The organism is Rahnella woolbedingensis, from assembly GCF_003602095.1.
GTDB lineage: Bacteria > Pseudomonadota > Gammaproteobacteria > Enterobacterales > Enterobacteriaceae > Rahnella > Rahnella woolbedingensis.
The window spans coordinates 169,983-182,787 of sequence record NZ_RAHH01000008.1 but is presented as its reverse complement, the minus strand read 5'-3'; the positions used below and the strand labels follow the sequence as shown (position 1 = coordinate 182,787).

Annotated in this window: 14 protein-coding genes; 10 read left to right on the top strand and 4 right to left on the bottom strand. The window is 53.5% G+C overall.

Annotated features, from left to right (window positions below):
* Positions 1-10: 10 nt before the first annotated feature.
* On the top strand, positions 11-823 hold the full coding sequence (gene metQ, locus D6C13_RS08755; protein ID WP_120132392.1) for a methionine ABC transporter substrate-binding lipoprotein MetQ: 813 nt from the start codon (positions 11-13) through the stop codon (positions 821-823).
* Between the two features lie 78 nt (positions 824-901).
* Here metQ and D6C13_RS08750 read toward each other — a convergent pair whose 3' ends face one another.
* Positions 902-1,081: a YodC family protein gene (locus D6C13_RS08750; RefSeq protein ID WP_120132391.1), complete on the bottom strand. Its 180-nt coding sequence runs from the start codon at positions 1,079-1,081 to the stop codon at positions 902-904.
* A 134-nt stretch (positions 1,082-1,215) separates the two neighbouring features.
* Here D6C13_RS08750 and D6C13_RS08745 point away from each other — a divergent pair, with 134 nt between their 5' ends.
* Positions 1,216-1,644, top strand: coding sequence for an OsmC family protein (locus tag D6C13_RS08745; protein WP_120132390.1), 429 nt, complete (start codon positions 1,216-1,218; stop codon positions 1,642-1,644).
* 355 nt (positions 1,645-1,999) lie between these two features.
* On the opposite strand, the gene D6C13_RS08735 is transcribed toward D6C13_RS08745, so the two are convergent.
* Positions 2,000-2,284, bottom strand: coding sequence for a type II toxin-antitoxin system ParD family antitoxin (locus tag D6C13_RS08735; RefSeq protein ID WP_120132389.1), 285 nt, complete (start codon positions 2,282-2,284; stop codon positions 2,000-2,002).
* A 280-nt stretch (positions 2,285-2,564) separates the two neighbouring features.
* On the opposite strand from D6C13_RS08735, the gene D6C13_RS08730 reads away from it, so the two are divergent.
* From D6C13_RS08730 to D6C13_RS08700, 7 genes are all read left to right on the top strand, one after another.
* Entirely contained in the window at positions 2,565-3,473 is a 909-nt protein-coding gene (locus tag D6C13_RS08730; protein ID WP_120132388.1) for a LysR substrate-binding domain-containing protein, read from the top strand.
* A 163-nt stretch (positions 3,474-3,636) separates the two neighbouring features.
* Positions 3,637-5,100 carry a gamma-aminobutyraldehyde dehydrogenase gene (locus tag D6C13_RS08725; protein WP_120132387.1) on the top strand — a complete coding sequence of 488 codons (1,464 nt, stop codon included), beginning with the start codon at positions 3,637-3,639 and terminating at the stop codon, positions 5,098-5,100.
* A gap of 35 nt (positions 5,101-5,135) precedes the next feature.
* On the top strand, positions 5,136-6,293 hold the full coding sequence (gene ydcS / locus D6C13_RS08720) for a putative ABC transporter substrate-binding protein YdcS (protein ID WP_425272705.1): 1,158 nt from the start codon (positions 5,136-5,138) through the stop codon (positions 6,291-6,293).
* A gap of 152 nt (positions 6,294-6,445) precedes the next feature.
* The gene (locus D6C13_RS08715) at positions 6,446-7,471 is read left to right on the top strand and encodes an ABC transporter ATP-binding protein (protein WP_120132432.1); all 1,026 of its coding nucleotides are present in this window, start codon (positions 6,446-6,448) and stop codon (positions 7,469-7,471) included.
* A 15-nt stretch (positions 7,472-7,486) separates the two neighbouring features.
* A complete protein-coding gene (locus D6C13_RS08710) occupies positions 7,487-8,419 on the top strand; it encodes an ABC transporter permease (protein ID WP_120132431.1) in 933 nt (310 codons plus the stop codon).
* Positions 8,409-9,215: an ABC transporter permease gene (locus D6C13_RS08705; RefSeq protein ID WP_120132386.1), complete on the top strand. Its 807-nt coding sequence runs from the start codon at positions 8,409-8,411 to the stop codon at positions 9,213-9,215. Before D6C13_RS08710 ends, D6C13_RS08705 begins: the two co-directional genes overlap by 11 nt.
* Positions 9,216-9,228: 13 nt before the next feature.
* Positions 9,229-10,647, top strand: a complete 1,419-nt coding sequence (locus tag D6C13_RS08700) for a gamma-aminobutyraldehyde dehydrogenase (RefSeq protein ID WP_120132385.1) — start codon at positions 9,229-9,231, stop codon at positions 10,645-10,647.
* Between the two features lie 56 nt (positions 10,648-10,703).
* Here the strand turns inward: D6C13_RS08700 and tehB are convergent, their stop codons facing one another.
* On the bottom strand, positions 10,704-11,303 hold the full coding sequence (gene tehB / locus D6C13_RS08695) for a tellurite resistance methyltransferase TehB (RefSeq protein WP_120132384.1): 600 nt from the start codon (positions 11,301-11,303) through the stop codon (positions 10,704-10,706).
* 123 nt (positions 11,304-11,426) lie between these two features.
* Here tehB and D6C13_RS08690 point away from each other — a divergent pair, with 123 nt between their 5' ends.
* Positions 11,427-12,056, top strand: coding sequence for a Vat family streptogramin A O-acetyltransferase (locus tag D6C13_RS08690; protein WP_120132383.1), 630 nt, complete (start codon positions 11,427-11,429; stop codon positions 12,054-12,056).
* A gap of 9 nt (positions 12,057-12,065) precedes the next feature.
* On the opposite strand, the gene D6C13_RS08685 is transcribed toward D6C13_RS08690, so the two are convergent.
* Positions 12,066-12,593: a GNAT family N-acetyltransferase gene (locus D6C13_RS08685; protein ID WP_120132382.1), complete on the bottom strand. Its 528-nt coding sequence runs from the start codon at positions 12,591-12,593 to the stop codon at positions 12,066-12,068.
* Positions 12,594-12,805 lie beyond the last annotated feature (212 nt).

Here is a 12,805-nt window from a genome sequence, read left to right as displayed (position 1 = left end):
GTAAACCTTTATGCGCACAATATTAAAATTATCTGTTCTGGCTTTATCTCTGGCGGGCGCACTGGTGCTGAGTGCTTGTGATCAGAAATCCAATGAGAATCACATCAAGGTCGGGATCAGCGCCGGTATCGATCAGCAAATGTGGGAAACCATCAAAAAAACCGCAAAAGACAAGTACAATCTGGATGTCGAAGTGGTGACGTTCACTGATTTTGTGTTGCCCAATTCTGCGTTGAGCAGCGGCGATATCGACGTTAACTCCTTCCAGCACCGTCCTTATCTGGATAAACAAATCAAAGAGCGCGGTTACAAGCTGGCGGAAGTGGGTAAAACGTTCGTTTATCCGATTGCCGGATATTCCCGCAAAATCAAATCTATCGATCAGCTGAGTGACGGCGCGCAGGTGGCGGTGCCAAACGATCCGACTAACCTTGGTCGTTCGCTGTTACTGCTGCAGAAAGTCGGGCTAATCAAACTGAAAGAGGGTGTAGGCCTGCTGCCGACATCGCTGGATATTATCGAAAATCCAAAACATCTGAAGATTGTCGAAATTGAAGCGCCTCAGCTGACCCGCGCTATTGACGATGACAAAATCCAGCTGGCCATTATCAACACAACGTATTCAGGCCAGGTCGGGCTGACGCCGGGTAAAAACGGGCTCTTTGTGGAAGATAAAGATTCACCTTACGTGAACATCATCGTAGCGCGTGAAGATAACAAAGATAGTCAGGCGGTGAAGGAACTGGTAGAAGCCTATCAGACTGATGCAACGGTCAAAGCGGCAGATGCCATCTATCATGGCGATGCGGTGAAAGGCTGGTAATTCGCAGACGTGCATTAATGATTATTGAATCCTGAGATTTTAGAATCTCAGGATTTTTTACTGTAAGGCTATCTATAATCAGCAAACGCCGAAATCGCCTTCTTCATGATACAGACTCACGGTATCCGCTTTCACTTCCATTTCCTTCGCACCGAACTCGTCCTGACGCGTACACCACAGCGTGTCGCCATCAACACGTTGCACAACCAGCTTCGGGCCGCCGGCTTTGGACTGAACGATGTCTTGGGGTTTGAACATGTTTTTTTCCTCTGTTTTCAATGATGTTGAGATTATGGAAAAACGTGCCCGCAGGCCGCATAGCCCGGCCATCCTCGCGAAACACCGTTCTGAAGCTATACTTAAAGTTAATGTAATACAAACCGGAGGAAAACATGACCATTCATAAGAAAGGGCAGGCGCATTGGGAAGGCGACATTAAACACGGTAAAGGTTACATCTCTTCTGAGAGCGGTGCGCTGAAGGAACAGCCTTATGGTTTTAATACCCGCTTTGAAGGAAAACCCGGAACGAACCCGGAAGAATTAATAGCGGCAGCGCACTCTGCTTGCTTCTCGATGGCACTTTCGCTGATGCTGGGCGAAGCTGGTCACACCCCTGAAAGTATCGATACCGTCGCAGACGTTTCACTGGATAAAGTGGATGGCGGTTTTGCGATCACCAAAATCGCGCTCGACAGCAAAGTGAAACTGCCGGGGATCGATAAAGATAAATTCGACGAAATTATCAAAAAAGCCAAAGCCGGTTGCCCGGTATCTCAGGTACTGAAAGCGGAAATCACGCTGACGTATCAGCTGAATTGATGATTAACTGAAGTGCTGAAACCGAAAAAGCCACGTGATGTTTGCGTGGTTTTTTGTGCCTGAATACATTCAGGGATCATGTGACTCAATGAAATTATTGCCAGACCAGACACCGGGGCACATCCTGTGACTGATTAAGCACACGGATCACAATGATCGCCAACTCTAGGGCGAGAAAGAAAACGACATGTTTTTCAACCGGATGTGAATACATATCGTCTCCCAATTCCGGCCTTTTGGTACCTACTTCATAGGTGGCCACAAATCAAAAATATCAGAAATGCGTCCGATATATTCGTCGGCCTTTTGAAGGCCAAACTGTTCCTGGCTATACAACCAGATGCTCTCTAAGTCTTCAGTCGCTCTGGGCGTTAAACTGATCTCTTTCCTTTTGATCTGCTTTTCCTTTCACTCGTTGCAGGAATGAATCCCTATCCCATTCTTGTGGCGTTCCGCTGCTGACACCTTCAGCTAAAAGCTCACGTAGTGTTTGTAAGTGAGATTCAGCCTGTTTTTCACGCAGCAATCGCAACGCATCGCGCAATACTTCACTCTGCGTTCTGTAATCTCCAGATTTCACCAGAGAATCAATGAACTCGCGAAGTTCATCACCCAAATCAACTGTCATTGTTCTGGCCATCATTACCTCATGTAAGAATAAGTCTTACAACGAGTATAGTTTCATCCATTACCGCAAGCCAGCGGGTATTTTCACGCTCTGCGCTGCCTTCGAAATCTGACTCCACAATATAGTGATTTTGATTGAACCTTCGAGCCTTGCGTTCCCATTCTCCTGCACGCCTCGCAAAAACCCATGCACCGGTTTGACAAAAATCCCCCCTCAGTCATTACTTGATCATTCCCTAAAACCGAATGCTGATGCTCAGAATTCGGTTTTTTAATGCGATGAGAGAGCCGTTATGCTGACACTGCGCCAGATCCGCCATTTTATTGCCGTCGCCGAGACCGGATCGATATCCGCTGCCGCACAGGCCTCTTTTGTATCGCAGTCCTCACTTACACAAGCAATTCAACAGCTTGAGACGGAAACCGAGGCGCGCCTGTTTGACCGCCATGCGAAAGGCATGACGCTGACGCATCAGGGGCACCAGTTTTTACGCCAGTCTTACCTTATTCTCGCTACCGTCGATAACGCCAAGCGCAGTCTGCAAATGGGCACCGAAAATGTTACCGGGCAGCTGACCCTGGGCGTGACCAGTCTGGTTGCAGGGTATTTTCTGGTGGATTTACTCAAGCAATTCAACGCCTATTACCCGAATGTCGAAGTGAAAGTGGTGGAGGATGAACGCCAGTACATCGAGCATCTGCTGGTGAGTGGTGAAATCGACATCGGTGTGCTGATCCTCTCAAATCTGGAAGATCGCGATGCGCTGCAAACTGAGGTTCTGACCCACTCATCGTACCGGTTATGGCTACCGCCGTTACATCCTTTGCTGGAGCGCGAAAGCATCTCTCTGGCTGATATCGCTAATGAGCCGCTGATTCAGCTCAACGTGGATGAGATGGAAAAACATGCGCAGCGGCTGTGGGCGCGTGCCGGACTCAAGCCCAATATTGCCATGAAAACCGCGTCAACGGAGGCGGTGCGCAGCCTGGTGGCCGCCGGGCTGGGCGTTTCCGTACAACCGGATATGGCCTACCGCGCCTGGTCGCTGGAAGGCAACATGATCGAAGCCAGCAAACTCGAGGATTCTATCGAGCCGCTGGATATCGGACTGGCCTGGCGACGGGGCAGCGCCCGGCCTGAACTGGTGACACCGTTTCTGACCATCGCCCGTGAAAACAGCGCCAAGAGAAAGCCGTCCTAACCGGAGCATTCGTTTTTTCCGAACGCAGCCTTCAGTAATTGCTATTTGTTGCCCTCAGAGAAATTACCTAATGTGAATTAGCAGTTTTGTTACTAGCTAATAACATTTTTGTCATTTCATGATAACCAACTCAAGATGACTGTCTTCTCTGAGGGGCGATACGATGTCGGATGCAGAATTTGTTGCCAGTTTCTCTGATAAACACGCGATCAATGGCGACCTTCTGCAAGGCGATGGCGCAACGCAGAGTATTTTTAATCCCGCCACCGGCGATGTGATTGCAGAAGTGGCTGAAACGTCTCTGGCACAGGTCGATCTGGCCGTTAACGCTGCCAGTCAGGCTTTTACCCGCTGGTCACGCACCACCCCCGCAGAACGCGCAACTGTCCTGTTACGTATCGCTGACGTCATTGAAAAGCAGGCGCCGCAGCTGGCGCGTCTCGAAGCCTTAAACTGCGGCAAACCGCTGCATCAGGCGCTGAATGACGACCTGCCTGCCGCCGTGGATGTCTTTCGCTTTTTTGCCGGTGCCATCCGCTGTCAGCAGGGGCAACTTTCCGGAGAATATCTGCCCGGACATACCTCGATGGTGCGCCGCGATCCGCTTGGGGTCGTCGCCTCGATAGCGCCGTGGAATTATCCGCTGATGATGTCGGCCTGGAAAATCGCACCGGCGCTGGCCGCCGGAAACACCGTCGTTTTCAAGCCTTCCGAACATACTCCCCTGACCATTCTTGCTTTACTGCCTGCCTTGCAGGACATCCTGCCGCCGGGCGTACTGAATGTGGTCACCGGCAGCGGCGAAGGCGTGGGTAATGCGCTGGTCAGCCATTCCCACGTGCGCCTGATTTCCCTGACCGGCGATATTGTCACCGGTCAGCGGATTTTGCAGGCCGCTGTGAAAACCGTGAAACGTACCCATCTTGAGCTGGGCGGCAAAGCGCCGGTGATTGTCTGCAATGATGCGGATATTGACGATGTGGTCCACGCGGTCAGCACCTGGGGTTATTACAACGCCGGGCAGGATTGCACCTCCGCCTGCCGCGTCTATGCACAGGCCGGCATTTATGAGCGACTGGTGGAAAAGCTGGGCGAAGCCGTTGCGCAGCTGCCATTCGCCAAAAAGAACGACAGTGAAAACTTCATGGGGCCGCTGATCAGCAGTCGTCAGCGCGACCGCGTCTCCAGTTTTGTCGAGCGGGCGCTGAGCCAGCCACATATCGAGCGCATTACCGGTGCGGCGTCGCATTCCGGCTCCGGCTTTTATTATCAGCCGACGCTGCTGGCGGGGTGTCTGCAAAGTGATGAAATCGTCCAGCGCGAAGTGTTCGGGCCGGTGGTCAGCGTCACGCGTTTTGACACCCTTGAGCAGGTCGTCAACTGGGCGAACGAATCCGAATACGGGCTGGCCTCCTCCGTCTGGACACAAAATATCGACCTCGCCATGCAGATTTCCTCGCATCTGCAATATGGCACCACGTGGATTAACACCCACTTTTCACTGGTCAGTGAAATGCCGCACGGCGGACTCAAGCGCTCGGGCTATGGCAACGATCTTTCCAGTTATTCCTTACAGGACTACAGCGTAGTCAGACACATCATGGCGAAGTTCAAACCTCAATTCTAAAAACAACATCTACGACGACAGGACAGGAGTAAGCGATGAACAAAATTAAAGGTAGCTATGCTTTATCTGCTATTTGTTTGGGCCTGCTGAGTATTTTAAATAGCGCACTGGCCGCAGACGCACCCACCAGTATTGGCAAAGGCGAAGGTCAGTTAAATATTGTCGCGTGGCCGGGATATATCGAGCGCGGCGAAAGCGACAAAAATTACGACTGGGTAACGCAGTTCGAAAAGCAAACCAGCTGCAAGGTGAATGTGAAAACTGCGGCGACGTCCGATGAAATGGTCAGCCTGATGGCGAAAGGCGGCTATGACCTGGTGACGGCGTCCGGCGATGCGTCACTGCGTCTGATTTACGGAAAGCGCGTTCAGCCGATCAATCCTGCGCTGATCCCTAACTGGAAAAATGTCGATCCGCGTCTGACCAAAGGCGCATGGTTTAACGTCGGCGGTAAAGTCTACGGCACACCTTATCAGTGGGGGCCGAACCTGCTGATGTACAACACTAAAACCTTCCCGACGCCACCGGACAGCTGGGCGGTGATTTTTGTGCCGCAAAACCTGCCGGATGGCAAACCGAATCAGGGGCGCGTTCAGGCGTATGACGGTCCGATTGCCATCGCCGACGCTGCGCTGTACCTGAAAAGTACCCAGCCGGATCTCAAAATCGAAGACCCGTATCAGCTCAACGAAACCCAGTATCAGGCCGTGCTGAAACTGCTGCGCACGCAACATCCGCTGATCCACCGTTACTGGCACGATGCGTCGGTACAGATGAGCGATTTCAAAAATGAAGGTGTGGTCGCCAGCTCTTCCTGGCCGTATCAGGCCAACTCCCTGAAAGGTGAGAAACAGCCGATTGCCACCGTGTTCCCGAAAGAAGGCGTCACCGGCTGGGCAGATACCACCATGTTAGCGGCAGATTCGGAGCATCCGAACTGCGCTTATCAGTGGATGAACTGGTCGCTTGAGCCGAAAGTGCAGGGCGACGTCGCGGCCTGGTTTGGTTCCGTTCCGGCCGTTCCCGCAGGCTGTAAGGCCAGCCCGTTGTTAGGCGCAGAAGGCTGTCAGACCAACGGTTTCGATAAATTCGCGTCGATTTCATTCTGGAAGACGCCGCAATCGGAAGGCGGCAAGTTCGTCCCATACAGTAAGTGGACGCAGGATTACATCGCCATCATGGGCGGTCGTTAATACGCGGCATCCTTTGCGCTGCGTTCGTGAACCCCGGTCACTTACTTCAGTAAGCTCCCGGGATTCACTCAGTTGCCGCCTTGATACAACACAAATGATTTTGCGTATTCCATTGGAATTGGTTTGTTTCAAAAATGAAACTCCGGGAGCTAATTATGCCGGCCGTACAATTTATCAATGTTTCCCGAATATTCGGGGAAACCAAAGCTGTCGATAATGTCTCGATCGATATTCAGGACGGCGAATTCTTTTCGATGCTCGGGCCTTCGGGGTCGGGCAAGACCACCTGCCTGCGCCTGATTGCCGGGTTTGAAACCCTGTCTGCCGGTTCTATCCGCATTCACGGCAAAGAGGCGTCCAAACTCGCGCCGTATGAGCGGGATGTAAACACGGTCTTTCAGGATTACGCGCTGTTTCCGCACATGACCGTGCTGGATAACGTCGCGTACGGCCTGATGGTGAAAGGCGTGGGCAAAAAAGAGCGCAATATCCGTGCGATGGAAGCCCTCGAGCGGGTGGCGCTCGGTTTTACGGCCGCGCGTAAACCGGCGTTTCTGTCCGGGGGGCAGCGGCAGCGCGTGGCTCTGGCGCGGGCGCTGGTCAATCAGCCCAGCGTGTTGCTGCTCGATGAACCGCTCGGCGCGCTTGATCTCAAACTGAGGGAGCAGATGCAGGGCGAACTGAAAAAGCTGCAACGCGAGCTGGGTATTACCTTCATTTTCGTTACCCATGATCAAAGCGAGGCGCTGTCGATGTCAGACCGCGTGGCGGTGTTTAACAACGGGCGCATCGAGCAGGTGGATTCACCTCGCGAACTGTATCTCAATCCGCGCACGGCGTTTGTCGCACAGTTTGTCGGCACCGCCAATGTGCTTAATTCTGACCTCTCCCTCAGGCTCACCGGGCTTTCTGGCAGCCGCTCGATTCGTCCGGAACATATCCGCCTGACGCCGCAACCGCAAACTGACAGCAATACCGTGCAGGTCAGCGCCATCCTGAAAGATATCCATTTTCAGGGGGCAGCGACGCGCTATGAACTGGCGCTGGATGGCGGCGAACGCTTGTTTGTCAGTGAGCCGAATAATCTGTCGGCCAGCCAGCAAACGAACTTCCAGACCGGGCAGCCGGTGGTGGCCTGCTGGAACCGGGACGCCATGGTGGCGCTGCTTGAGGGTTAAACGATGGATATCAGCATGACTCCTTACGAGAAGCGGGCGCGACGTGGCCGGGCGCTGATCACTTTCCTGCATCATCGCCCCGGTTTTTATCTGGCTTTACTGCTGGTACCGCCGCTGCTGTGGTTCGGTGCTATTTACTTAGGCTCGTTGTTTGCGCTGTTGTGGCAGGGTTTTTATACCTTCGATGACTTCACCATGACGGTGTCTTCAACGCTGACCACCGCGAATTTGCGCGCGCTGTTCGACCCGGTAAACGCCGACATTATTATCCGCACGGTCAGCATGGCGCTGCTGGTATCATTTTTCAGCGCGGTGCTGGCGTTTCCGATTGCTTATTACATGGCGCGCTACATCACCGGCAAGAAAAAAGCCTTCTTCTATGTCGCGATCATGTTGCCGATGTGGGCGAGTTACATTGTTAAAGCCTATGCGTGGACGTTACTGCTCTCCAAAGGTGGCGTGCTGCAATGGTTTCTCGAGCATCTCGGGCTGGAACCGCTGCTGACCGCCATGCTCAGCCTGCCGGGCATCGGCGGTAATACGCTGTCCACCTCGGGGATCGGGCGCTTCTGGGTGTTCGTTTACATCTGGCTGCCGTTCATGATCCTGCCGGTTCAGGCGGCGCTGGAACGTCTGCCGCCGTCGCTGCTTCAGGCATCTGAAGATTTGGGCGCGAAACCCTGGCAGACGCTGCGTTATGTCATCTTCCCGCTGGCTGTTCCGGGCATCGCCGCCGGCTCGGTTTTCACCTTCTCCCTGACGCTCGGCGATTACATCATCCCGCAGCTGGTGGGGCCTCCGGGGTACTACATCGGCAATATGGTGTATTCCCAGCAGGGGTCGATTGGCAACATGCCGATGGCAGCGGCGTTCACGCTGGTACCGATTGTGCTGATTGCTGTTTATCTGACGATGGTTAAACGACTGGGAGCTTTCGATGCACTCTAGACGCGCACCCTGGTTACTCAAACTGTCCGCGTGGGGCGGGCTGGTGTTCCTGCATTTTCCGCTGTTCATCATCGCGGTTTATGCCTTTAACACCGAAGACGCGGCGTTCAGTTTTCCGCCAAAGGGCTTCACGCTGCACTGGTTTGCGGTGGCGGCCGGACGGCATGACATCCTCGACGCCATCTGGCTCTCGGTACAAATCGCCTGTTACGCCACGGTAATTGCCATGGTGCTGGGCACGCTGGCGGCAGCGGCGCTCTACCGGCGGGATTTCTACGGCAAAAACAGCATCACCCTGCTGTTTATGCTGCCGATTGCCCTGCCGGGGATCATCACCGGGCTGGCGCTGCTCAACGCATTTCACGCTGCACAAATCGAGCCGGGGATGCTGACTATCGTTATCGGTCACGCCACGTTCTGCATGGTGATTGTTTATAACAACGTCATTGCGCGGTTCCGGCGTATCACCCACAGCCTGATTGAGGCCTCGATGGATTTAGGTGCCGACGGCTGGCAGACCTTCCGCTACATCATTTTACCCAACCTCAGCACCGCGTTGCTGGCAGGCGGAATGCTGGCGTTTGCGCTGTCTTTCGACGAAATCATTGTCACCACGTTCACCGCCGGACATGAGCGCACCTTGCCTATCTGGCTGCTCAATCAGCTGGGACGTCCGCGCGAGGTACCGGTCACCAACGTGGTGGCGCTATGCCTGATGGTTCTGACCATGATCCCGATCCTGGGTGCGTGGTATCTGACAAGAAACGGGTCTGATGTGGCCGGTGACGGCAAATAATAAGGAAAAAAGAATGCAAACGAAGATGCTGATTAATGGTGAGCTGGTTGCCGGAGAAGGGACGTCGTTACCGGTTTACAACCCGCATAACGGGCAGGAAATTGTGCGTCTGGCTCAGGCCAGCGAGCAACAGACAAATCAGGCCGTCGTTCTGGCACATCGCGCTTTTACCGAATGGGGGCAGACCACGCCGAAAACCCGTTCCGAACTGTTACTGGCGCTGGCCGATCGTATCGAAGCCAATGCCGAAGCACTCGCGAAGCTCGAATCGCTGAACTGCGGCAAACCCTTTCATCTGGCGCTGGGGGATGAAATCCCGGCGGTGGCTGATGTGTTCCGTTACTTTGCCGGAGCCAGTCGTTGTCTGAACGGCCTGGCAAGCGGCGAGTATCTGGCCGGACATACTTCCATGATCCGCCGTGACCCGCTGGGGGTGATTGCCTCCATCGCGCCGTGGAACTATCCGCTGATGATGGCGGCATGGAAAATCGCCCCCGCGCTGGCTGCGGGAAACTGTGTGGTCATCAAACCTTCGGAGCTCACCCCGCTGACCGCGCTGAAGCTCGGCGAACTGGCACAGGACTTATTCCCGGCGGGCGTGCTGAATGTGTTGTTTGGCGATGGCCAGACGGTCGGTAACGCCCTGACGCATCACGATAAAGTGCGGATGATTTCACTGACCGGTTCCGTTGCGACCGGCGAGAAAATTGTCGCGCAGGCCACCAGCGGTATCAAACGCACGCACATGGAACTCGGCGGCAAAGCGCCGGTGATTGTGTTCGATGACGCCGATATCGATCAGGTGGTGGAAGGCGTGCGCACATTCGGATTCTACAATGCCGGACAAGACTGCACCGCGGCCTGTCGACTCTACGCGCAAAAAGGCGTGTACGCGCGGCTGGTCAAAGCGCTGGGCGAAGCGGCTTCTACTATCAAACTGGGCACTGACGAAAGCAGCGAAATGGGGCCGCTGGTATCGGCAGCGCATTTAGAACGGGTGGAAGGTTTCGTGCAACGCGCAAAACAGCAGGCGCACATTCAGGTCGTCACCGGCGGTGAACGTGTGCGCGGCGAAGGCTACTATTTCCAGCCCACCGTGCTGGCGGGTGCGCGTCAGGAAGATGAAATCGTGCAGCGTGAAGTGTTCGGCCCGGTGGTCAGCATCACCGAATTCGACACCGAAGAGCAGGTTCTCGACTGGGTAAACGAATCGAACTACGGGCTGGCATCTTCCGTCTGGACGCAAAATATCGGCCGCGCCCATCGCCTCACTGCCCGCCTGCAATACGGCTGCACCTGGGTGAATACTCACTTCATGCTGGTCAGCGAAATGCCGCACGGCGGACAAAAACAGTCCGGCTACGGCAAAGACATGTCGATGTACGGACTGGAAGATTACACGGCTATCCGGCATGTGATGATTAAACACTAGAATCCGGCTTTGGGTGCTTTACAGGGCTGGCGGCATTCCCGCCAGCTTATTTCACATCAAATCTTCTTCGCCAGCAGCGTCGCAAACCGCAGTTTGTAACGGTTACCGTTTTCGTCGCGTTTATGCAATTCGCCGACGTCCTCGTTGTATTTCACGATTTCCCAGCCACGGTAATAATCACGCAATTCTTCCGGCTGGAAGGTGAACGGGAAGGGCAACGGACACGGGTAGTCCGGGCTGTCCATCGCGGCCACAATCAGGTTATAGCCGCCGGTTTTCGTCGCAGCGTGCATGTCTTGAATAATGTGCGGGATGCTGTCGCGTTGCAGGAACATCATCACCACCGTTGAAAAGATAAAATCATATTCGCCGGAGAAACGATGCGTGTTCAGATCCTGTTCGCTGATATCGATGTTTTGCAGGGATTCCGCCGCAATGATGTCATTCACTTTTGCGACGCTCATCGCGTTGTTATCCCAGCCGGTGACATCAAAGCCTTTCAGGTTGAGATACAGCGAGTTACGCCCGCTGCCACAACCTAAATCCAGCGCTTTTCCCGGCTGAACATAATTTACCGCATTGAGAATTTCAGAATGGGTACGGGTCAGGCCGTATTTTTCGGTGTAATAATCTTCTGGCGCAAGTGGCTGTGTCATTCGCCGGTTCCTTGTAGTTTGATTCGATTGCCTGCGATTATCCTCTAAAATAGACTTCATGTACCATGACTCTTAATAGGGTCAGATCCATGAACCCTCAGATCATTTATATAAGGAGATTACATGTCTGGTCCGTCACCTGATAACAAGCATCCGATGGATGGATTTCCACAAGTCTGCTTCATCAAAAACACCGTCAGCAATCCGAATATTATTATTGGCGACTACACCTATTATGACGATCCCGTCGATTCAGAAGATTTCGAGCGCAATGTGCTTTATCACTTTCCGTTTATTGGCGATAAGCTGGTGATTGGGAAGTTCTGTGCGCTGGCTCGCGGGGTCAAATTCATCATGAACGGAGCCAATCACAAGCTGTCTGGCATTTCGACGTATCCGTTTCAGATTTTTGGCAACGGATGGGAAAAGGTGACGCCCGCCGCGGAAGACTTACCTTATAAAGGCGACACGATGATCGGGCATGACGTCTGGATTGGTTATGAAGCCCTGTTTATGCCGGGCGTTCAGGTCGGAAACGGTGCCATTATTTCATCGAAATCGGTGGTCACCGGCGATGTTCCAGCGTATGCCATTGTGGGAGGCAATCCAGCTAAAGTCATCCGGTACCGCTTTGACAGTGAAACCATCGCCCGCCTGGAACAGGTTGCCTGGTGGAACTGGCCGGTCGAAAAGATTACCGCCCATCTGGCGTTGGTCACCGCGGGCGACGTAGAGGCGCTGGCCTCCTGCTGATCATAATGATCAGCGGGTTGTCCGGTGGTCCGTTTGCCGGTAAAGGTAACTGCCCACACCATGTACCGGATCACCTTCAAAACCGACTTTTTGCATGCCGATTTTCTCCAGAACGCGCTGAGAAGCCAGATGATTTTCCCGCACGGTCGCGGAGATCCTCGCAATACCCAGTTTCTCAAAACCGGCATTGAGCGCCGCGCTGGCAAATTCCGTTGCCAGCCCTTTTCCCCACGCGCTGGTTGCAAAGCGATAGCCAAGAAACACCCGGTGATTTTCGTAGCCTTCACGAACGCCCAACCCACCAAAACCGATAATTTCCTCAGGCTTGTGACTCCGTGTTATCGCCCAATGGCCGAAGCCGTGATCCGGCCATGCCTGTAACCAACCGTTCAGTTTTTCCTGCGCCGCCGCCATGTCTTTGAGCGGGCCGCGCGGATTAAACAGGTTCGTTTGCGGATCGCCATAAATTGCAAAAAGAGAAAAGATATCTTCAGCCTCAACAGGTCGCAACAGCAACCGCGATGTTTCAAGGATCATAGTCAGCGTTTTCCTTCTGTTAGCTGAAGTAAATCTTAGACCGAGCAGGGAACTGTACCAGATAATTTTGCAGATAATCAAAATGTACGTCACCTCTTGCGGTATTAAAAATGTTTAAAACTAATAGCAATCGGTCTGTAGTGTTTTTTTAAATAAACCCACTGCTGTTTGTCAGAGGCGTGAGTTTATTTTTGAACAATATTTTTTGTGGC

Excerpts from the sequence above, each read along its gene's own strand:
- metQ (WP_120132392.1), top strand. The coding sequence starts at position 11 with ATGCGCACAATATTAAAATTATCTGTTCTGGCTTTATCTCTGGCGGGC.
- D6C13_RS08750 (WP_120132391.1), bottom strand. The coding sequence starts at position 1,081 with ATGTTCAAACCCCAAGACATCGTTCAGTCCAAAGCCGGCGGCCCGAAG.
- D6C13_RS08745 (WP_120132390.1), top strand. The coding sequence starts at position 1,216 with ATGACCATTCATAAGAAAGGGCAGGCGCATTGGGAAGGCGACATTAAA.
- D6C13_RS08735 (WP_120132389.1), bottom strand. The coding sequence starts at position 2,284 with ATGGCCAGAACAATGACAGTTGATTTGGGTGATGAACTTCGCGAGTTC.
- D6C13_RS08730 (WP_120132388.1), top strand. The coding sequence starts at position 2,565 with ATGCTGACACTGCGCCAGATCCGCCATTTTATTGCCGTCGCCGAGACC.
- D6C13_RS08725 (WP_120132387.1), top strand. The coding sequence starts at position 3,637 with ATGTCGGATGCAGAATTTGTTGCCAGTTTCTCTGATAAACACGCGATC.
- ydcS (WP_425272705.1), top strand. The coding sequence starts at position 5,136 with ATGAACAAAATTAAAGGTAGCTATGCTTTATCTGCTATTTGTTTGGGC.
- D6C13_RS08710 (WP_120132431.1), top strand. The coding sequence starts at position 7,487 with ATGACTCCTTACGAGAAGCGGGCGCGACGTGGCCGGGCGCTGATCACT.
- D6C13_RS08705 (WP_120132386.1), top strand. The coding sequence starts at position 8,409 with ATGCACTCTAGACGCGCACCCTGGTTACTCAAACTGTCCGCGTGGGGC.
- D6C13_RS08700 (WP_120132385.1), top strand. The coding sequence starts at position 9,229 with ATGCAAACGAAGATGCTGATTAATGGTGAGCTGGTTGCCGGAGAAGGG.
- tehB (WP_120132384.1), bottom strand. The coding sequence starts at position 11,303 with ATGACACAGCCACTTGCGCCAGAAGATTATTACACCGAAAAATACGGC.
- D6C13_RS08690 (WP_120132383.1), top strand. The coding sequence starts at position 11,427 with ATGTCTGGTCCGTCACCTGATAACAAGCATCCGATGGATGGATTTCCA.
- D6C13_RS08685 (WP_120132382.1), bottom strand. The coding sequence starts at position 12,593 with ATGATCCTTGAAACATCGCGGTTGCTGTTGCGACCTGTTGAGGCTGAA.